The 18,781-nt window shown below is 70.4% G+C and carries 18 protein-coding genes and 5 pseudogenes; 19 read left to right on the forward strand and 4 right to left on the reverse strand.

Annotated features, from left to right (window positions below; genetic code table 11):
• Positions 1-110: 110 nt before the first annotated feature.
• On the reverse strand, positions 111-1,217 hold the full coding sequence (locus tag ACZ4W9_RS29995; protein ID WP_467941055.1) for a ricin-type beta-trefoil lectin domain protein: 1,107 nt from the start codon (positions 1,215-1,217) through the stop codon (positions 111-113).
• 556 nt (positions 1,218-1,773) lie between these two features.
• On the opposite strand from ACZ4W9_RS29995, the pseudogene ACZ4W9_RS30000 reads away from it, so the two are divergent.
• Together ACZ4W9_RS30000 and ACZ4W9_RS30005 are read left to right on the forward strand one after the other, a co-directional pair.
• Positions 1,774-2,279: pseudogene (locus tag ACZ4W9_RS30000) on the forward strand (ricin-type beta-trefoil lectin domain protein); the annotation flags it as partial.
• 215 nt (positions 2,280-2,494) lie between these two features.
• Positions 2,495-3,772, forward strand: coding sequence for a glycoside hydrolase family 43 protein (locus ACZ4W9_RS30005; protein ID WP_467941056.1), 1,278 nt, complete (start codon positions 2,495-2,497; stop codon positions 3,770-3,772).
• Positions 3,773-4,050: 278 nt separating this feature from the next.
• Here ACZ4W9_RS30005 and ACZ4W9_RS30010 read toward each other — a convergent pair whose 3' ends face one another.
• Positions 4,051-4,494, reverse strand: a complete 444-nt coding sequence (locus ACZ4W9_RS30010; RefSeq protein ID WP_467941058.1) for a hypothetical protein — start codon at positions 4,492-4,494, stop codon at positions 4,051-4,053.
• Positions 4,495-4,861: 367 nt separating this feature from the next.
• Between ACZ4W9_RS30010 and ACZ4W9_RS30015 the strand changes: the two genes are divergently transcribed.
• The 6 genes and pseudogenes from ACZ4W9_RS30015 to ACZ4W9_RS30040 all read left to right on the forward strand — a co-directional run.
• Positions 4,862-5,236: a cupin domain-containing protein gene (locus ACZ4W9_RS30015; protein WP_467941059.1), complete on the forward strand. Its 375-nt coding sequence runs from the start codon at positions 4,862-4,864 to the stop codon at positions 5,234-5,236.
• The gene (locus tag ACZ4W9_RS30020; RefSeq protein WP_467941060.1) at positions 5,233-5,490 is read left to right on the forward strand and encodes a phosphopantetheine-binding protein; all 258 of its coding nucleotides are present in this window, start codon (positions 5,233-5,235) and stop codon (positions 5,488-5,490) included. The genes ACZ4W9_RS30015 and ACZ4W9_RS30020 overlap by 4 nt, the downstream gene beginning before the upstream one ends.
• On the forward strand, positions 5,487-6,635 hold the full coding sequence (locus tag ACZ4W9_RS30025; RefSeq protein ID WP_467941062.1) for an acyl-CoA dehydrogenase family protein: 1,149 nt from the start codon (positions 5,487-5,489) through the stop codon (positions 6,633-6,635). The genes ACZ4W9_RS30020 and ACZ4W9_RS30025 overlap by 4 nt, the downstream gene beginning before the upstream one ends.
• Positions 6,636-6,672: 37 nt before the next feature.
• Complete coding sequence (locus ACZ4W9_RS30030) at positions 6,673-7,362, forward strand: hypothetical protein (RefSeq protein ID WP_467941063.1); 690 nt, start codon at positions 6,673-6,675, stop codon at positions 7,360-7,362.
• A gap of 102 nt (positions 7,363-7,464) precedes the next feature.
• Positions 7,465-7,863 (forward strand): class-II aminoacyl-tRNA synthetase family protein, encoded by a 399-nt coding sequence (locus ACZ4W9_RS30035; protein ID WP_467941064.1) that lies wholly within the window; start codon positions 7,465-7,467, stop codon positions 7,861-7,863.
• A gap of 123 nt (positions 7,864-7,986) precedes the next feature.
• Positions 7,987-8,346: pseudogene (locus tag ACZ4W9_RS30040) on the forward strand (MerR family transcriptional regulator); the annotation flags it as partial.
• A 199-nt stretch (positions 8,347-8,545) separates the two neighbouring features.
• Here the strand turns inward: ACZ4W9_RS30040 and ACZ4W9_RS30045 are convergent.
• Entirely contained in the window at positions 8,546-9,421 is an 876-nt protein-coding gene (locus ACZ4W9_RS30045; RefSeq protein WP_467941066.1) for a LysR family transcriptional regulator, read from the reverse strand.
• A gap of 122 nt (positions 9,422-9,543) precedes the next feature.
• Here ACZ4W9_RS30045 and ACZ4W9_RS30050 point away from each other — a divergent pair, with 122 nt between their 5' ends.
• The 11 genes and pseudogenes from ACZ4W9_RS30050 to ACZ4W9_RS30100 form a co-directional block, all read left to right on the forward strand.
• A complete protein-coding gene (locus tag ACZ4W9_RS30050) occupies positions 9,544-10,542 on the forward strand; it encodes an NADP-dependent oxidoreductase (protein WP_467941067.1) in 999 nt (332 codons plus the stop codon).
• 171 nt (positions 10,543-10,713) lie between these two features.
• Positions 10,714-11,031, forward strand: a pseudogene (locus ACZ4W9_RS30055) (glyoxalase/bleomycin resistance/dioxygenase family protein); the annotation flags it as partial.
• Positions 11,032-11,298: 267 nt separating this feature from the next.
• Positions 11,299-11,880, forward strand: a complete 582-nt coding sequence (locus ACZ4W9_RS30060) for a hypothetical protein (RefSeq protein ID WP_467941068.1) — start codon at positions 11,299-11,301, stop codon at positions 11,878-11,880.
• A 47-nt stretch (positions 11,881-11,927) separates the two neighbouring features.
• A pseudogene (locus tag ACZ4W9_RS30065) lies at positions 11,928-12,214 on the forward strand (MobF family relaxase); the annotation flags it as partial.
• A 653-nt stretch (positions 12,215-12,867) separates the two neighbouring features.
• Entirely contained in the window at positions 12,868-13,230 is a 363-nt protein-coding gene (locus ACZ4W9_RS30070; RefSeq protein ID WP_467941119.1) for a MarR family winged helix-turn-helix transcriptional regulator, read from the forward strand.
• Complete coding sequence (locus ACZ4W9_RS30075) at positions 13,227-14,660, forward strand: MFS transporter (RefSeq protein ID WP_467941121.1); 1,434 nt, start codon at positions 13,227-13,229, stop codon at positions 14,658-14,660. Before ACZ4W9_RS30070 ends, ACZ4W9_RS30075 begins: the two co-directional genes overlap by 4 nt.
• 30 nt (positions 14,661-14,690) lie before the next feature.
• A complete protein-coding gene (locus tag ACZ4W9_RS30080) occupies positions 14,691-14,984 on the forward strand; it encodes a DUF1330 domain-containing protein (RefSeq protein ID WP_467941070.1) in 294 nt (97 codons plus the stop codon).
• 728 nt (positions 14,985-15,712) lie between these two features.
• A complete protein-coding gene (locus tag ACZ4W9_RS30085; RefSeq protein WP_467941071.1) occupies positions 15,713-15,868 on the forward strand; it encodes a hypothetical protein in 156 nt (51 codons plus the stop codon).
• 63 nt (positions 15,869-15,931) lie between these two features.
• Positions 15,932-16,072 carry a hypothetical protein gene (locus tag ACZ4W9_RS30090; protein ID WP_467941072.1) on the forward strand — a complete coding sequence of 47 codons (141 nt, stop codon included), beginning with the start codon at positions 15,932-15,934 and terminating at the stop codon, positions 16,070-16,072.
• A 528-nt stretch (positions 16,073-16,600) separates the two neighbouring features.
• Positions 16,601-17,242: a hypothetical protein gene (locus ACZ4W9_RS30095; RefSeq protein ID WP_467941074.1), complete on the forward strand. Its 642-nt coding sequence runs from the start codon at positions 16,601-16,603 to the stop codon at positions 17,240-17,242.
• Between the two features lie 852 nt (positions 17,243-18,094).
• Positions 18,095-18,202, forward strand: a pseudogene (locus tag ACZ4W9_RS30100) (transposase); the annotation flags it as partial.
• Positions 18,203-18,291: 89 nt separating this feature from the next.
• On the opposite strand, the gene ACZ4W9_RS30105 reads toward ACZ4W9_RS30100, so the two are convergent.
• On the reverse strand, positions 18,292-18,717 hold the full coding sequence (locus ACZ4W9_RS30105) for a winged helix-turn-helix transcriptional regulator (protein ID WP_467941075.1): 426 nt from the start codon (positions 18,715-18,717) through the stop codon (positions 18,292-18,294).
• Positions 18,718-18,781 lie beyond the last annotated feature (64 nt).

An 18,781-nucleotide genomic window follows, 5' to 3' on the forward strand; every position in this document is an offset into this window, starting at 1 on the left:
GACGCCCTGCCCCGCTGGACGCCGGCGGGGCTGCGCCGCAGGCGTGTGCGGAGGCCGCCGCGGTCCTCGACGAGGAGTCGCGGGCCGACCCCGTCCCGGGACACAGGCCGTCAGCCGGCGCTCAGCGTGGTCCACTTCTGGTTGGAGCCGCCGGTGCAGTCCCACAGCTGGAGCTGTGTGCCGTCGGCCGTCGAGAAGCCCGGATCGTCGAGGCAGCGGCCGGAGGCGGGGTTGCGGTAGCCGCCGTTGTAGGGCTGCCAGACCTGGTTGGAGCCGCCGTGGCAGGACCAGATCTGCACCTTGGTGCCGTTGGCCGTGCCCCTGCCGGCGGCGTCGAGACACTTGCCCAGGGAGCGCAGGGTGCCGTCGGTGTAGGCGGACCAGACCTGGTTGGCACCGCCGCCGCAGCCCCAGATCTGGACGGCGGTCCCGTCGGCACCGCTGGCGCCGTTGACGTCCAGGCACTTGCCGGTGATCCCGGACTGCACGTGTGCGGGAGCGGGGGCGGGGTTCCTCAGCCACCCGGCGCTGTCCGCGGACTGGATGCCGCGGTGGAAGGCGTCGGCCATCTTCTGGTAGCCCGAGTCGTTGGGATGCAGGGCGTCGGCTAGATCGGCCGTGGTCAGGCTGCTCATGTCGACGTAGGCGACATGCTTGCCCGCGGCCTGTTCGTCCCTGACGAGTTGGGGGATGGCCTGGTTGTACGCGGCACGGTACCGCTCCTCCGAGCCGCTGGTGGACACGACCAGGGAGGCCACGAGGACAGTCGAGTCGGGGGCGGCGGCGGTGACCTGGTCGACCAGCGACCTCAGGCGGGCGGTGGCGGTGGAGACCTGGTAACTCTCGTTGAGGTCGTTGGTGCCGATATGCAGCGTTACGACGTTGGGCCGGTAACGGGTCAGTGAGGCGTCGGCGAGTGCGGCGATCTGGTGGATCTTGTATCCGGAATGGCCTTCGTTGTCGGGGTCGGCCATCGGACCGTTCCGCAACGTGCCCACGAAGTCCAGCGGATGGCCGTCCGCCGAGAGCTTGTTCCCTAACGGCCCCCGGTAGCCGTTGCCCGTACTGCTCCCCACGCCCCAGGTTATGGAGTCGCCCAACGGCATCACGCGCAAGGGTGTGTTCGAGGCGGCGGAGGCACGGCTCACGCCTCCCGCCATGACCCCGAGCGCGGTAGCGACGAGTGTGACCAGGGTGAGGATCCAGGACTTTCTCATATAGACGTCCTCTTCTGCGAGTGGTGGTCGAGCCGGTGTGGCTGCCCGCTGTCCGTACCCGCGACTCGGCCGCAGCGTCTTTCCGCCGGCGCCGACGGCCGCCTGACGCCGGACGGAGCGGCGTGAAGGAGAATCTTCTTGCGCTGTGTACGTTGACAGGTCTCAGAAGCGCGCGGAGATACCGCGTTCCGGTCTCGGATCGTGGGGTGCGGAGCGGTCCGGTCGACTCGCGAGTTCGACATATCGAATGTGGATTGGTATATCGAGCAACCTGGATGATAGAGGGTGGGTGGGTTGCGTCAAGCCTTCTTGCGCGCTTCACAACGTGCTTCGAAATTTTCGCAGCGCCACGGTTGGTGCTCTCGTAGTCATTGGCGCGGTGTTGACATGTCCGGAGGTCTCTCTAGTATCCGTGAGGTTCCCACTTTCCGAATGCTGTTCGAAATTGCGAACCCCTGACATTGCCATGTCGTGAGCCTGGCATCTTGATCCGCGTCCCCCGCACATCACCCGCTCACGGCGTGACGTTCTCCGGGAAAGGAGCCCTGGTGTTCAGACGATCAGGGTCCGCGACGGCGGCGGCACCGAGGTGTTCGCCAAGGCCCGGTCGGACCGTTCGGTCGCGGTGGGCCTGTTCAACCGGGGAGCGGGAGCCGCCACGGTCACCGCGACGGCCGCGCAAGTCGGCCTGCCCGGCCGGCCGTTCTCTCCCACGGACCTGTGAACCGGCGCGACTTCGGCCACGTCGGGGCAGATCTCGGCGAGAGTGCCCGCGCATGGTGTGGCCGTGTTCCGGGTGAGCGGTGGCAGCCCGCTGGCCACCACCATCTCGCGGCTGCGAGGCGGCGCGTTGGCCGCTGCGCGGACGTGGACAACGCCTCCACCGCCGCCGGGGCCGCGGTACTGCTCCGGGGCTGCCACACGGCCGCTAACCAGCTGCGGACCACCTGGGCCGGCGGTGAGATCCGTGTCTGCGGCGACACGTGCCTGGACGCCTACGACCAGGCCACCACCAACGGCACCCGGGGCGTCACCTGCCCCTGCAACGGCCGAACAACCAGAAGCGGAATCGTCCATGAAGGACATCGCTCACCGGCCGGCGCCCGGCCGTCCGGAAACGCCCTGAGGAGGCGATGATGTCATTCCCGGTTCGACGGTCGTCCGCCGTCGGCACGCGGCTCGGCCGGGCAGTTGCCTGGACCGCAGCCTTTCTGTTGGCGTTCGCCGTCGTCCCCGCCGCGGTGGGGCCCACGGCGGCCAGGGCCGACAACCCGATCGTGCAGCACATCTACACCGCGGATCCGGCCCCGCTGGTCCATGACGGAAGGGTCTACCTCTACACCGGGCACGACGAGGACGGCTCCACCTACTTCACCATGAAGGACTGGCGTGTGTGGTCCTCCGCCGACATGGTCAACTGGACCGATCACGGCTCACCTCTCAGCCTGGCCACCTTCAGCTGGGCGTCCGCCGACGCCTGGGCGGGCCAGACCGTGCAGCGCAACGGTCGCTTCTACTGGTACGTGCCGGTGAAGAACCGGGCCACCGGCCGGATGGCCATCGGCGTGGCGGTGTCGGACAGCCCCACCGGCCCGTTCCGGGACGCCCTCGGCCATCCGCTGGTGGAGAACGGCGAGATCGACCCGACCGTCTTCGTCGACGACGACGGCCAGGCCTATCTGTACTGGGGCAACCCGAACCTGTGGTACGTCAGGCTGAACGCCGACATGACCTCCTATTCGGGCAGCCCCACCAGGATCCCGCTCACCACCGCGGGGTTCGGCACCCGTACCGGCGATCCCGACCGTCCCACGCTGTACGAGGAGGGACCCTGGGTCTACAAGCGGAACGGCCTGTACTACCTGGTGTTCGCGGCCAAGTGCTGCTCGGAGTTCATCGCCTACTCCACGGCGCCCGGTCCGACCGGGCCCTGGACCTACCGCGGGACGGTCATGCCGACCCAGGGTGGCAGCTTCACCAACCACCCCGGGATCGTGGACTTCAAGGGCAACTCGTACTTCTTCTACCACAACGGCGCACTGCCGGGCGGCGGCGGCTTCACCCGCTCGGTCGCGGTGGAGCGGTTCTCCTACAACGCCGACGGCACGATCCCGACGATCGGCATGACGAACGTCGGCGCACCGCAGATCGGCACGCTCAACCCGTACGTGCGCCAGGAGGCCGAGACGATCGCCTGGGGATCCGGCATCGAGACGGAACCGGCCGGCGACGGGGGAATGGATGTGGGCTGGATCGACAACGGCGACTACATCAAGGTCAAGGGCGTGGCCTTCGGGCCGGGCGCTTCCTCCTTCACCGCGCGCGTGGCCTCGGGCAGCGGCGGCGGCACCGTCGAACTGCGGCTGGGCTCCCCGAGCGGAACGCTCGTGGGCCGGTGCGGCGTGCCCCCCACCGGGGGCTGGCAGGCCTGGACATCGGTGACGTGCCCGGTCAGCGGCGCCACGGGAACGCAGGACCTCTACCTGCGGTTCACCGGTGGCAGCGGCTATCTGCTGAACGTCAACTGGTGGCAGTTCACTCCTGCCACGTCCTGACCTGGCACCGGGCGATGCCCGAACCGCGAGGGTGGCGTGAGGGCGAGGACGAGGTCCCTCTTCACTCGGCCGGTGGCCGGCGGTGGTTCCTGATGGCGCTGTCGAATTCGCCGTCCGGGCCATCGCCGTCCAGGCACTGGCCGCCCGTGGAGAATCCGGGTTCCTGCTGCCGCTGTACCGCAACGTCCGCAGGGACCGGATCCCCACGATGCGGGCCCGTTCGGAGGTGACTGGGGGAGGGGAGACCGAAGCCGATCGCTTCGCCTACGACCCGCTCTTCAGGAGCGCAAAAGCTGCCGGCGCGGCGTCTGGCCGGCGAAGAAGGCACCTGCGCGGGCACCGGACCACCACGCCAGACCCTGATTCACCTCTTCGTTCGATCCGCCGGCCTGTCGAGCACCGACATCGACCTGGGCCGCGCCGCCGAGGCGGCGGCCGCCGGACACGGTGTCCCGGTGTCCGTGGTGTTCGCCGCCGCGTACGGTTCCGCACTCTGCGACCTCACCGGGGAAACCGTCGCCGGGCTGCAGGCCCACGTGGCGAACCGGCACGGCGCCGCCCAGCGCCGGGCCGTAGCGTGCCTGTTCCCGCGCGCCCCGATGCTCGTCCATCGCGACGACGCGCCCACCGTGCTCGTGCCCCGGCTGCTGCGCGGCGCGGTGACCGCCAACGCCGACCGGCTGCGCGTGGAACACCTGCGGGAGGAACTGCTGCCCGCCCACCCCAACCCGGTCACCACCACCGCCTGGTTCAACTACCAGGAACGGCTGACCCCGCCGAACCACCGCCCCTGCTGCCCGCACCACTCACGGCACCGCCCGACGGGACCATCCACCCCGGCCGCGACCGGCGGCGGGGCCGGCCGTTCGTCCTCAAGGTCTACCGCTACCACGACCGCGCGCTCCTGCACCTGCTCGGGCAGGACGGGATCGCCACCCGGGCCTTCGCCCACGACCTGCTGCACACACTCACCGACCGTGTCTCCCACCTCGCCGCCGCGGCGGCGTCCCCCACCGGAGGATGACCATGGCAGACCTCTTCGATTTCGCTTAGCACCTGATCGACCTGTCCGCCGCCGAGCAGAAGCAGGTGATCGACGACATCGGCATACCCGTGCGCGGCATCACCGGGGCCTCCGGTGCTGCCGCGACCAGCGCGTTCGGTACCAGCATGGGACTGGACCTGCTGGAACTCCGATCGGGCAGTTCCTTCCCCCTGCACGTGCACGAGGGCGACCACCTGCTCTACGTCCTGGAGGGCACCGGTGCCCTCCACATCGACGGCGTGGACTACCGCCTGCGGCGCGGCCAGTCCATCTCCGTGCCCGCCGTCTACCCGCACGGACTGCGCGGCCCCGACGACGGGGAGCGGTTGCGCGTCCTGTCGTTCAGCACCCCGCACCACCCCATCGACTCGGCGGAGCGCATGACCGTCGTGCGCGAGGAGGCTCTCCGCCCCGCATGACAGGCTGGGACGAGGAGTTCGAGGCACTGGTGCGCGGCGCGGCTTCCCGGCTGCCCGCCGACATCCCCCTGGACACCGACACCGACCTGTCCGCCCACGGTCTGGACTCCGTCGAAGTCGTCGCGCTCATCATGCGCATCGAGACCGCCTACGGCATCGTCATGCCGGACGAACTGCTCCAGTACGCCAACTTCGCCACGCCCGGGGCCCTGTGGGCGGTGCTGGAGAAGGTGCGCGGAGGAGGGGCCCGATGACGACGAGCACCGCCCTGCCCGCCCTCGACGAGATCGTGGAGACCCTGCGGGCCAACGCCGACCGCGCCGACCGTGACGCCGTGCTGCCCGAGGAGAACCTGTCCGTGCTGCGGGAAAGCGGGCTCCTTTCCCTGCTCGTCCCCACCCGACACGGCGGGCTCGGCGGAGACCTGTCCGATGTCGCCGCGACCGCCCGGACGCTGGCCGGCTCCTGCCCGTCCACGGCGCTGGTGTGGGCCATGCACATATCCCAGACCGACGCACTGCTGCGTTTCGCCGCACCCGGTCTGCGCACGGACCTGCTGCCACGCCTCACGTCCGGACGGCTCTACCTGGCCTCGGTCACCACCGAGACCGGACGCGGCTCCGACCTGTTCACCGCGCTGACCCCGCTGACCACCCACGACGGCCTGGTCCGTTTCACCGACCGGCACGCCCCGGTCGTCACCGGCGGCCGGCACGCCGACGGATTCCTGATCACCCTCCGGTCGGCTCCCGACGCCGCACCCGGATCGGTCTCCCTGGTCTACGCCGACCGTGCGGACCTGCGCCTCTCCACGGCCGGCGAATGGGACCCACTGGGCATGCGCGGCACCGAGAGCCGGGGCCTGCTGCTCTCCGGCGCGGTGCCCGCGCACAACATTGTCGGGGACCCCGGCAGGTTCGGCGACATCGCGCGCGAGAGCATGGTGCCCACCGCGCACATCGGCTGGGCGGCGTGCTGGCTGGGTGCCGCGCACGCGGGGTTCGCCGCCCTGCTCCGCCACCTGCGCGGGGCCGGGACGCCACCGGGGGAGGTGGCACGCGAGCGGCTCGCCCGGATACGCGTGGACCTCGACCTCGCGAGCACCTACCTGAACCGGGTGGTCGAGTTCGCCGAAGACGCGCGGCGGCACGGTGCGTCCTTGAGCACGCCGCTCGCCCAGGTACGGCTCAACTCGCTGAAACTGGCGGTGTCGGAGACCGCGGCGCGCGTCGCGGAGGCACTGCTGCGAGCCACGGGCATGACCGGTTACGCGAACCGCCCCCGGGTCACCCGCCTGCACCGGGACCTGTCCTCGGCGCCGCTGAACCACTCCAACGACCGCATGTGGCCGGCCACCGGCGCCCTCACCCTGCTCGACCCCACCGTCCGACTGCTGTGACGCGTCCTTGCGACCGGCCGCTCCGAGGGGATTGCGAATGCCCACGTACACGGTGCCACTGACCACTCCGGTGCCCGCCGCTCTGGCCGGGGAGCTGGCGAGCCGGCTCTACCACGCCGACGAGCGCATCACCGGGTTCACCCTGCCCGACGAGGGCACCGACGTCGCGGAAGTGGTGCTCACCACCGATCTCCCGGTCGCCGCCGCGGAGTTGCACCGCAGGGTCGGGGATCTCGTCCGGTCCGACGTCCTGCCCCAGCGGGTGGTCGCCCCCCGGCTCCTGTGGCGCTCCCCGCACCGTCCCGCTCGCCGCGCGAACGTCTACCAGGACCTGCTGGACAGCGGGGCCGTGCACGAGAGCACGCCCGGACAGGTCACGGTTGCGGAACCCCTGCTGGGCCTCATGCGAGGTCTCGACCAGGCACTGCTGGAACTGGCCCGGGACCACTTCGGCGCCGAGGAACACGAGTACCCCCAGCTCATCCCCACCGCCACCCTGGCCCGCGCCGGCTATCTGGGGTCGTTCCCCCAGCACGTCCTGCTGACCTCACGGGTCCATGCCCACCTCGACGGCTATCGCGCGTTCACCCGCGCGATCGGCCGCGAGACACCGCCCTCCGACGTGGTCGACGCACACACCACACACGCGGGACTCGCGGTCCCGCCCGCGGTCTGCTACCACACCTACGCCCGCCACAGCGACCGCGCGCTGACCGCCCCCCCCTGACCGCGGTGACCGCCCGCGCCCGCTGCTTCCGCCACGAGTCCCGCTACTGTCATTCCCTGGAACGCCTCTGGGACTTCACCATGCGCGAGACCGTTCTCCTCGGTGAACAGGACAAGGTCCTCGCCGCCCGCTCGCGAGGCGTATCTGACCGCGCTGCGGGCCATCGTGACGGACTGGGGTCTGGCGGGGCACCTCGAATCCGCCAACGACCCGTTCTTCGCCACCCCCGACACCGCCCGCCAGGTCTGGTCCCAACGTCTGATGGAGCTCAAGTACGAGTTGCGGCTGCCCGTCGCGGAGGGACGTACCGTCGCGGCCGCCTCGGTGAATGTCCACGGCACCCATCTGGCCGAGGCATTCGGCATCACCACGTCGAACGGGCCTTCGGCTTTCACCGGCTGCGTGGCCGTGGGCCTGGAACGGCTCGCCTATGCCTTCGTGCACCAGCACGGCACCGATCCCCGCGACTGGCCCGAGGTGCGCCGGCCCGGGAGCGCCTGACATTCCGGGACGTCCCGGTTGGTGCGACACCGCGGCCGTCGGCCGCGGATCCCTCTCATCCCCGGGCTCGATGCCCATGTTCAGGGTTGACCTTCGAGTTGGTTGAAGCTCGATGATGGCGAGGTGCCAGATTCCGAGCTGATGCCGATCGGCGTCTTTGCCCAGCGCAGCGGGCTGACCTCCAGCGCGTTACGCTTCTACGCCGACTCCGGGCTGCTGCCCCCTGCCCAAGTAGACCCGGTCACGGGCTACCGCTATTACGGCGCTGACCAGGTGGCACGGGCGACCGCGCTGCGTCAGCTCCGCGAGATCGCCATGCCCCTCGCCACGGTGGAGGCGCTGCTCGACGCCGGGCCCGACGAGGCGGCGGAGCTGCTCGACGACCATGTCGCCAGGATGGAAGGGGACGCTGCGGCGGCACGGCAGAAGGCCGCGGTCATCAAGTCCGCGCTCGGTGGCGGCCTGCCTGGTCCGCAGCTTGCCGAGCGAATCCTCGTACTCATCGAACAGCCGCGCCGGACCCACAAGTGGTCCGCGTCCCGGATTGCGCAGAGCAGTTGGCGACAAGACGGGCAGTTCCTGTGCGTCGAGCGGTGTTCACCCTGCGGTGAGCCGACGGGTCCTCCACTCGGAGGCGGTGGTGTACCTGCTGCCCGTGGTCATCGCCCGGGTCTGGTGCCGGTCAGGGTGGCGGGGCGGCCAGGACGGCCTTGGCGGCCAGCCGGAGGTTCCCGATCATCGGATTCGGGTCGCCCTTGCGGCTGACCAGGACGATCTGGCTGGGGGGAGCGCCTTCGATCGGGACGGTGACGAGGTCGGGACGCAGTGAGCTGCGCCGATCGCCGACCGGTAGGACGGCGATCGCCATGCCGCTCGCGACGAGTTCGAGCTTGTCCTCGTAGCTCTCGATCGGCGGCACGCCGGCCCCGAGGACCCGGTAGGAAGCCCAGTCCGAGGTCTCGAACGCGCACGGCGCGGTTTCTTCGTCGGCCAGTTCTTCCGCGGTCACCGACGCGCGGCCGGCCAGGGGATGGCCGCGGGGGACCACGAGCATCCGGGGCTCTTCGTACAGCGGGGTGGTGCACACGTCGTCGGCGGCGAGCGGCAGCGGGGCCCGCGCGATCAGGGCGTCGACGCGCTGGTCGGCCAGTGCGCCGATGTCGCTGCAGCTCAGATGCCGGGTGGCGATCTCGGCGTCCGGGTGACGGTGGCGCAGCTCCCGTACGGTGGCGGTGATCACCAGGTCTTCGACGTAGCCGATGGCGATTCGTTCGGTCCGGGCTTGTTGCCGCACGGCCAGCTCGGCCTGGCGGGCGGCCTGCAGCAGGGCTTGGGCTCGGGGGAGGAACGTCTGGCCGGCCGGAGTGAGCCGGGTGCCCCGGGGGGTGCGGTCCAGCAGTCGTGTGCCGAGATATTTCTCGAGCCGTTGGATCTGGCGGCTCAGCGCCGGCTGGGCGACGTGCAGGTCGGCGGCGGCCCGGCCGAAGTGCTGGTGCGCCGCCACCACGGTGAAGTAGCGCACGAGCCGCAGTTCCAGGTCCTGTCCGAGATCGTTCACCCTTGCAGCGTACGCGTCATGCCGTTTCGGAATGAGCAGGTTGCCGAACCGGTCTTGGACGGCCACGCCCTCCCAGGCTTTGACTGAAGGAGCAACGTTTCCTTGAGAAAGCGACAGGCACGATGAAGGCGATCCAGTTCCACGAGGCGGGCGCCCCGGAAGTTCTGCGGTACGACGAGGTGCCGGTTCCCGAGATCGGCCCGGGCGAGGTGCTCGTCCGGGTGCACACGGCGGGCATCAACCCGCCGGACTGGTACCTGCGTGAGGGGATGAAGGTCATGCCGGCCGAGATGAGGCCGGCGCTGGAGTTCCCCCTGATCCCCGGAACGGACATGTCGGGCGTGGTCGAGGCGGTCGCTCCGGACGTGTCCGGGTTCGCCGTGGGTGACGAGGTCTTCGGCATGCTGCGGTTCCCGGGATTCGACGGTCGGACGTACGCCGAGTACGTGGCCGCGCCGGCTTCGGACCTGGCTCACAAGCCGGCCGGTATCGATCACGTTGAGGCGGCCGGGGCGCCGATGGCCGTGCTGACGGCCTGGCAGTACCTGGTTGATCTCGGCCACGACGTGCCGTCTCCGTTCACCGGCCGGGTGCACCAGCCGGTGCCGATCACGCCAGGGATGACCGTGCTGGTCAACGGGGCCGCTGGTGGAGTGGGTCACTTCGCGGTGCAGCTGGCGAAGTGGAAGGGGGCACACGTCATCGCGGTGGCCTCAAGCCGGCACGGGCAGTTCCTGCGCCAGCTCGGCGCCGATGAGCTCATCGACTACACCACGACGAGGGCCGCGGACGTGGTCAGTGACGTCGACCTGGTGATCGACACCGTCGGCGGCCCGGACAGCTCACGCTTCCTGACCGTGCTCAAGCGCGGAGGCACCATGCTTCCGGTGTTCTTCGCCCAGTACGACCCGGAAGAGACGGCGCGTCTGGACATCACCGTCTCGAACATCCAGGTACGTTCCAACGGCCCCCAGCTCGCCGAGATCGGGCGCCTGTTCGACGAGGGCAGTCTCCAGGTCGGGGTGGACAGCACCTACCCGCTGTCCGAAGCGGTCAGCGCACACACGCGAGCCGCGCGGGGCCACATCCAAGGCAAGATCGTGCTGACGGTGGCCTCGTGACCGCCGGACCCTTGGCCAGCGCGTCTCCGAGCCCGGGCACGAGACGGCCCAGGCCGAGCCCGGCCGCCATCGCGAGGAGAATCCACGCGGCGAGGAACCGGCCGAGGAACGACAGGCGCCCGGCGACCGGTGCTGTCGCCTCCGCCGCAGTGGTGGGCTGAACCGTGACGAGGCGACCCCGGCGGGGGGTCGCGGGCAGCGGCTGTCCGGCGGGTCGAATCCACCCGGACGGTCAGCGCGGCCACCGACCGCCTCAAGGAGGCCGGGCTCGCCACGTTCGAGGAGAACGACACCTCCTGCTGCTACGCCCTCCAGGACAAGGTCTGGGTCCACGGCCCGGGCGGGGAGCCGTGGGAGGTCTACGTCGTCAAGGGCGACGTGGACCAGATGGACAAGGGCCCGGCCCCCGAAGGCGGAGACGCCTGCTGCGCCGGCCGGCCGGCGGCCGAAGCCGCGCCGGCGGCCACGAGCCACGCGTGCGGCAGTTGAGCCACCGCGCACGCAACACCGACCGCGGGGCCTGAACGGGCACGCCGGTCCACGGCTCATCCACTGCTGCCCAGCGCCCTGGCGGCGCGATCAAACTTCGGCGCCACGACCTGGTGCCCGTCACAGTTCCATGGCACACGACCAGGGTTCGGCGACACGGGACGGCTCGCCTGCTCATCCCGGTCCTCGCGCCGGCTCGTCCCTCGTGGTGTCCATAGTGGACAGGCTTGGCCGTGTCGGTCAGCGGCCCTCGATATCGTCGAACTCATGGTCTCAAGCGATCACCTGCTCGGTCTGATCCACAGCATGCCGGACATCCGCGCACTGCTGCGGACGTCCTTCGAGTTCGATGTGGGGCGAAGAGAGTGCGGTGACGGCCTGAGGCTTGCCTCGGGTGCGTCGCTGGAGCCGATCGCGGGGGATTTCACCGGCGGAGCGTACTTCCTCGGCGCCGAGGAAGACGGTCGCCGCCCGGTGGTGTTCGCCAGCTCCGAAGGGGCTGGCGGACTGCTCGCCGACGACCTGGCCGACGCCCTTGAAATCATCATCGGGTTGCAGTGGCGGGACTGTCTGGGCTTCTCCGGCGACGGCGACCTGGAGGTCATGCTGGCTTCCGCCCAGCATCTTGAAAGGTGTGCGGCCAGGGACAATCCGGAGATCGCAGAGGAACGCGCTCAAGTGGCTGCGGCGCTGTCGCTGCGTGTCGTTCCCGTCCCGGACCTCGTCGCCCGCCTGCAGGAGGCTGCCTCAAGGACCGAACCTCACTACCTGATCGCCACCAACGATGGAGACGTCTACGACCTGCTGCTCGGCGAACACTCGGAACCTCGACACGGTGGCTGGCGCTAAGCACGGCGGAGGCGGTCCACGAAATCGGAGGCCAATACCCTCACCGCCCGCGCGACATCGAGGACCAGGCCGTCCTGCGCCCACTGACCCGCAGCCGGGCCGCCCCGTCTGAGCGGGCCCGGCTCGCCGCCGACGCGCTGGCCGCCCGGGTCAACGCAGCGCGGCGTGCGGAGCGCCTGGGCTCCCGCTCCCGGCCGTATCCCGACTCCGTGCCCGCCGCATCGAGGTCGCACCCGCGGCCGTCCGCACCGGCCCGAAGGGCGGGCGCCTCCTGGAGTCGGAGACCGGGGTCGACACGGTGGAGCAGACCCGCCGGACTTTCGAAGCCGCCGCCCGGTGTGGGCTGGGGGCCGGGCGGCTGGGCGTGCGGGGCCGTCGCCGGGACGTGCTGTGGCCGGGGACCGTGGACGACGGCGCGCTGCCGTTTGACGTCCTGGAGCTTGCCGGCCGGGCCGGACCACAGGAGTCGCATGAGTACTCCGGATGAACGCCCCAATCCCGACGCAGCCCTCGCCCACGCCCGCGCGGCCCGCGCGAAGATGGCCGCCGCGCTCAACGGGGACCAGGAGCCCGAGCCCGATGACCCCCTGGGATGGCAGCCGGTCTGGGAGCGGCCCTGGAAGCCGAACTCCAAGGCGGCGAAGAAGCAGGGCTGCGTGACTGTGGCACTCCACCGCCTGACTGTGGTGACGATGCCGGCACCGTCCACTCGGTGGAGCCCACTCGATGGGCCGACCGAGTGGCGAATCTGTCGGGAATGCGGCACCGGCGCCCACGGTGGCCGTCCGTGAACTCCTCGATGCTGCCCTCGGCCCCCGTGCGCAGCGCGTAGAGCCGGTGCCGGTCGACCATTTCCATAAATTGTGAATATAAAAAGGCTATGCTTCTGGCATGAGACGTCAAGACACCGCCCCCGGCGCGCCCGCGGCCATCGGGGCAGCCCTCTACGGCCTGGCCACCAGAGCCGCGAGACGCCTGCCCCGGGACATGAGCCTGACGTCCGCCGCCACCCTGGCCACCCTGGACCGGACCGGCCCGCGGCGCATCACCGATCTGGCGGCGGTCGAGGGTGTCACCCAGCCCGCGATGACCGCCCTGGTCCGGGTGATGGAGGAGTCCGGCCTGGTCGAGCGGCGGGGTGACCCGTCCGACAAGCGGGTCACGCTGGTGCGCCTGACCGAGGCCGGCGCCTCCTATGTCCGGACGCGGCGCCAGGCGGGCGTCCACGCGTTCGAGCGGTTGATCGGCAAGCTCACCGGCGACGAGGTCGAGGCGCTGGTGGCGGCCCTTCCGGCGCTGGAGCATCTGGCGGAGCTCGAAAGCCAGGACCGCGAATGGCCGAAGCGGTGACCGGGCAGCCGGTCGGCGGGGGCGCGGTGAAGACGTTACCCGTCGTGCGTCCCGAGGCGCGGCCGCTGGTCCCCGCCCTGTTGTTCATCGCTCTGGTCGTGGCGGCGGTCGGCAGCCTCGGAACGCCGCTCATCAGCAGCGTGGCGACCTCGTTCCACGTCCCGCTCGGCAGCGCGCAGTGGACGCTGACCGGCGCGCTGCTCAGCGGCGCCGTCGCCACGCCGGTCCTGGGCCGGCTCGGAGCCGGCCCGCACCGGCGGGCCACGATCCTCGCCACGCTGGCGGTCGTCGTCGCCGGCAGCGTGCTCACCGTGCTGCCGCTGCCGTTCGCGTGGCTGCTGGCAGGCAGGGCGGCCCAGGGCGTCGGGCTCGGGCTGACGGCGCTGATGATGGGCGTGGCTCGGGACCACCTCCCCGAGGAGCGCAGCGCGTCCGTGATCGCCCTGATCTCGGTGGTCTCGGTCATCGGGGCCGGCGTCGGCTACCCGCTGGCCGCGCTGCTCGCCGAGCTCGGCGGGGTGCGGGCCGCCTACGGTCTCGGCCTGATCGTCACCGCCGCCGCCCTGCTGACCGCGTGGCGCTCCATGCCCGAAGCCCCCGAAGGCCGTTCCGCCCACGTGGACGTGACAGGCGCGGTCGTCCTGGCCGCTGCGCTGGTCCTGGTGCTGTTCCTCGCCGGCGAACGGAATCTGTGGAGTCGGCACCTCGCCGTGGCGGCGGGCCTCGCCGTCGTCGCGGTGGTGCTGCTCGGCGTCTGGGCCGTCATCGAGCTGCGCGGCAAGACGCCCCTGGTCGGTGTGCGGGCGGTGCGGCACCCGGCGGTCGCCGGGGCGAACCTCGCCATGTTCGTCGGCGGGATCGGCATGTACCTCCTGCTCACGCTCATCACCCGGTACGCGCAGACGCCGCACGGCGCCGACTACGGCTTCGGGCTGACGACCTTCGTCGCCGGGCTGGTCCTCATCCCGTTCTCGGTGCTGGGGTTCGCCGCCGGCAAGCTCACGCCGCGGGTCCGGGCGCGGATCGCCGACCCCTTGCTCCTGGCCGGCAGCGCCGTCGTGGTCGGCGGCGGGTTCGCCCTGTTCGCGGCGGCCCGGTCGGACCTGGCCGAACTGTTCGCGGTGATGGGCGTGCTCGGCTTCGGTGTCGGCGGCTTCTCGGCCGCGATGCCCGGCGTCATCCTGGCCGTCACCCCGAAGAGCGAGACGTCGAGCGCCATGGGCTTCAACTACGTCGTCCGCAGCGTCGGGTACTCCCTGGGCAGCGCCATCGGCGGCCTGATCCTCGCCGCGGGCACCGGCCCCGGCCGCTTCTTCCCCGACGACAGCGCCTACACCACCGCGGCGCTGGCCGGCATCGGCGCCATGGCGATCACGACGCTGACAAGCCTCGCTCTCACCCGCCGACGCCTCCCCGAGACCAACCCGTAAGTCAGATCCACTCCCCACACTGGAGGTTTCATGCCCAAGGGCTACTGGGTCAGCGTCTACCGCACCATTTCAGACCCTGAGAAGCTGGCTGCTTACAACAAGCTGGCCGCTCCGGCCGTCGCGGCCGGGGGCGGTCGGACCTTCGTCCGTGGCGGTCGGGTCGTTGCGCATGACGCCGGAATAGCCGAGCGCACCGTCCTGGTCGAGTTCGACAGCTTCGAGCAGGCCGTCGCGGCGTACGAGAGTGCGGCCTATCAGGAGGCGCTGGTCGCCCTCTCCGACGGTGCCGAGCCCGACTTCCGCATCGTCGAAGGCAGCGACTGACCGAGGTCCGGTCGGATCTGCACTGAGGCTCAGAGTGGACTCCACTCTGATGCGCACCACGGTGGACGCCACCGTGTGCGCATCGCGAGGTCCACCGCACCCGGCGCGCACCACCTGATGATGTCCGCACTATGGCGTACAGCGGCGCCCCTTCTTCAGGTGCGTCCGGGTTCGCGTGTGACCCCTTGTCCACCCTCTGGCATCTGGCCACGCCCGCTTGTCCACTTCTGCTACCCGGCCCCTTTGTCCTTGCACGCGCCTCCCGGCCGTGGCCAAGGGGTGCGTGAGCCCGCCGCCCGTGGCGTGCGCCTGGTGCGGTGCGGCGGCACCGATGGCGCGCACCGCGATCGACAGCGCGGCGCGTGCACTACACGACAGTGAGGCGCACCGGGTGCGCACCGGCCGGTGCGGGGTGCGCATCGAGCGCGTGGCCCACGCCGACGGCCTCCCAGGGACCCAGGGTGTCGACGGCGTTCTCGTGGTCCTCGGTGAGGAACTGCTGCGCGAAGCCGATGACCGCGCGGGCGGTACCCTCCGCCGTTTCCGGCCCGGCCTGCGCCCAGATTCGCAGCGATGTCGATCTCCTCTTCGGGCTGCGGCGCTGCCGGCGGAGGAGCTGGAGGCCGAGACTTCTGCGCGGGGACTGGGCCGGGCGGCGAGCGCGGTGAGGGCCGCCAAGCGGTTCGGGCCCGGGTTCCGGGAAGAGACGAGGAGGATGGAGACAGCCCATGGCGGGCATTGACGAGCCGGTGGTGCTGCCGGGCGTCGTGCGAGCCCGGACGCCGGAGACGACGTGGGAGGCGGTGGCCGGCCGCCTTGAGGAGTTCGGTATCACCCGTATCGCGGACCTGACGGGCCTGGACGTGATCGGGCTGCCGGTGTGAACGGCGATCCGGCCCGCGTCCAGGACCTTACCCGCGGCACAGGGAAAGGGCGCCACCGCGCTGTTGGCGAAGCTGTCTGCGGTGATGGAGGCGATCGAGCTGTGGCACGTCGAGCAGCGCCCCGTGACCGTCCTGCCGACTACCGCCCCGTACCCCGCAGACTCAGGATGGTGTGCGAGTGGACGCACGGTGCCGGCCTGGTGAGCGAGACAAAGGTGCTGCTGCCGGTCGACCTGGTCCGCCGTCGCGGCCGGCGCCCTCCGTGCACTGCGGATGAGTCGAGATCCAACAGGCACGCAGTCAGCTGGCCAACTAGCATGAATAGGGAGGTTAGTCCGCCTGGTGCAAGGCCTTCGAGAGTCACATACCGTGGATCTCGAAAGGTGTGCTGTGCAAGTCGATGCCGTGGGCAGGGCCGCCCTGGGATCCGTCCGGACGATCGCTGTTTGCTCGGGGGCACCCGGTCACGGGGTGGGGGAACGTTCTCCAGCGACCGTACGACCGCGCCACGAGGAGGCCGGAGTGAGGCGTTTTCGGAGTACCGCACCGACGCTCAGTACGTTCCTTGCCGTAGTCCTTCCACTGTCCGTGCCGGGCGCCCTCTCCGCCACGGACGCACGGGCGGCCGACCGACCGGCACCGGCGACCAGGACCGTGGACCAGGAACCGGGCCATCCCCTCATCCTGTACCCCGACAGGGTAGGAACGGCGGCGGCGTACTGCCCGCAGGGGATGAAACCCACCGGGGGAGGCGCGACGGTCCAGAGCGACCTCCGGAGCGCGGTCTACTTCCGGAAATCGACCCCGGACGCGGACGCCAACCGCTGGGTGGTACAGGCCTACAACGCCAGCGACGAGGTGCAGACGGTCCACCCCCGAGTGATCTGCACGACAGACAGCAGCATCACCCAACACGCCGAGGCGGACGTGCCCCTCCAGCCGGGCGAGAGCGTGTACAGCCCCGCAAGCTGTGGCAATACCCGCTACGCGGTCGGCGGCGGGTTCCAGGCCGGCAACCGCACGTTCGTCAGCAGCTCGCACTCCCCCGACATCAGATCATGGTCGGCGATGGCGAAGTACACGGACTACAGCCCGGATGCCCCTCCCTCGTACCTGCGGACGCTCGTCGTCTGCTCCGATACGGAACCCGTCTGGAAGGTCGGCACCACCGCCAAACTGGCACCCGGAGAGGTGGGAACGGCCACCGCGGAGTGCCCGGCCGGGCAGGTGCCGCTCAGCGGCGGCGGAACCGGCAGCCTCGATGTCCTCCTGACCACCTCGGCCCCGACGGCGACTGGCTGGACGGTGTGGGCCAAGAACACGGGCTTCGACCCGCACACCCTCTTCGCCTCGGTGATGTGCACCGTCCCGTGACCGCCGGGGGGACTGCACCAGTTCGAACCGGTACTTGAGAAGCTCCGTGTCCCGCAGACCAGCAGGCAAGTCCCCTCAAGAGGCGCTAGCAGGGTCGGCTGCTGAGCGCACCCGCACGCGGTGCACAGCCGCGTTCCCGGGTTCTCGGCAACGGTCAGAACATCTGACTGCAAGCCAGCTCCTCCCCGGACCACCTCTGGGCATCTCTCTCTGAGGCCGGGTAGGGATGTCCATTTTCAGCCATCCCTCAGGGACCGGGAGGCGTGGGACGGGCAGGGGGTAGGCGCATAGGTATGGATGGCACACGATTGCGGCAGGAGAAGCGGAGCCCCCGGGAAGCGCGTGCCCGGGGAACGATGGGAATCTGGCGGTGGGCCAGGTGGGTGGCGCTTGTCCTTGCGGTCAGCTGGGCGGTGAACTGGGTCGTCAATCTCGCCCGAGGTGAGGGGGGACGGGACCTGTGGTGGCCTCTGGTCAGTACCGTCATCTGGGCAGGACTGACCGCGTACGGCTTCAGGACCTACCGCCGGATCAGGACAACGACTTTGCCGACGATCACCGGCCGTCCGCCTGCCTGACTGCCCCTCGCCCGGCGCCGCCCTCGGCCGGCCCGCCTCCTGTCTCCCGCCGCTGGAGTCGGTCGCCCCGATCCGGATCGCCGGGGGCAGGCCGGAGCCAAGCCGGGGTGCGGCGGCGGTAGTGGCAGCGGCGGGCGGTGGCCTGATTGCGGCGCCAGTGGGACCAGTTCAGTGCGTGGTCGGTGCAGCCAGCCCGGTGATGCGTACCAGTGAGCCTCTGCCGACTGCAAGCCTCGGGTGACTCCGGCGGTGCCCCTTGGACAGGTGCTGCGGGATCGCCTTCAGTACCCCCGAACACCTCCAGGGCATCCGACACATCCAGTACCGCAGCCACCTCAGAGACTGTTGCCTCGCCGAAACAGGGCTGACCATCAATCCCTGATCACCGAAGACGACATCACAAGCTCCGTGATGCTGGCGGCGGTCTTGGATCGTCCGCAACGGCGATGGCGTCAAGTGGCGGGGTCGGAGTCATGGACGGGGTACGGACGGTTCCGCAGCCACGCTCCGGTCGTAGTCCATACGGGCGGTCTGGACTTCCTCGATATGGCACTCGGCCCATGCCTTGATCGAGGCCATCACCGGCAGCAGGCTGCGGCCGAGTGGAGTGAGCTGGTAGTCCACCCGGACGGGTACCGACGGGGTCACCGTGCGGGTGAGCAGGCCGTCACGTTCCAGGGCACGCAGCGTCTGGGTGAGCATCTTCTGGCTGACCCCGGCGATGATCCGGTTCAGGTCGCGGTACCGCAGCGGCCCGTCGGCCAGCGCGTTCAGCACCAGGCTCACCCACTTGTCGCTGATCCGGTCCAGCAGCTGCCGGGCCGGGCAGGTGGCGAGGTAGGCGTCGTAGGCGGCGCGCTCATCGGCGCGGCGCTGGGCGGCGTTGCGGGTGGCCATGGCACTCCCGGGTCGGGTAGGCACTCCGAAGTGCGTACTTCCCGATGGAGAGTAACACCCCATA

Source organism: Streptomyces sp. NPDC029296 (assembly GCF_055569255.1).

Excerpts from the sequence above, each read along its gene's own strand:
- ACZ4W9_RS29995 (WP_467941055.1), bottom strand. The coding sequence starts at position 1,217 with ATGAGAAAGTCCTGGATCCTCACCCTGGTCACACTCGTCGCTACCGCG.
- ACZ4W9_RS30020 (WP_467941060.1), top strand. The coding sequence starts at position 5,233 with ATGACAGGCTGGGACGAGGAGTTCGAGGCACTGGTGCGCGGCGCGGCT.
- ACZ4W9_RS30025 (WP_467941062.1), top strand. The coding sequence starts at position 5,487 with ATGACGACGAGCACCGCCCTGCCCGCCCTCGACGAGATCGTGGAGACC.
- ACZ4W9_RS30030 (WP_467941063.1), top strand. The coding sequence starts at position 6,673 with ATGCCCACGTACACGGTGCCACTGACCACTCCGGTGCCCGCCGCTCTG.
- ACZ4W9_RS30050 (WP_467941067.1), top strand. The coding sequence starts at position 9,544 with ATGAAGGCGATCCAGTTCCACGAGGCGGGCGCCCCGGAAGTTCTGCGG.
- ACZ4W9_RS30060 (WP_467941068.1), top strand. The coding sequence starts at position 11,299 with ATGGTCTCAAGCGATCACCTGCTCGGTCTGATCCACAGCATGCCGGAC.
- ACZ4W9_RS30070 (WP_467941119.1), top strand. The coding sequence starts at position 12,868 with ATGAGCCTGACGTCCGCCGCCACCCTGGCCACCCTGGACCGGACCGGC.
- ACZ4W9_RS30080 (WP_467941070.1), top strand. The coding sequence starts at position 14,691 with ATGCCCAAGGGCTACTGGGTCAGCGTCTACCGCACCATTTCAGACCCT.
- ACZ4W9_RS30085 (WP_467941071.1), top strand. The coding sequence starts at position 15,713 with ATGGCGGGCATTGACGAGCCGGTGGTGCTGCCGGGCGTCGTGCGAGCC.
- ACZ4W9_RS30095 (WP_467941074.1), top strand. The coding sequence starts at position 16,601 with ATGAAACCCACCGGGGGAGGCGCGACGGTCCAGAGCGACCTCCGGAGC.
- ACZ4W9_RS30105 (WP_467941075.1), bottom strand. The coding sequence starts at position 18,717 with ATGGCCACCCGCAACGCCGCCCAGCGCCGCGCCGATGAGCGCGCCGCC.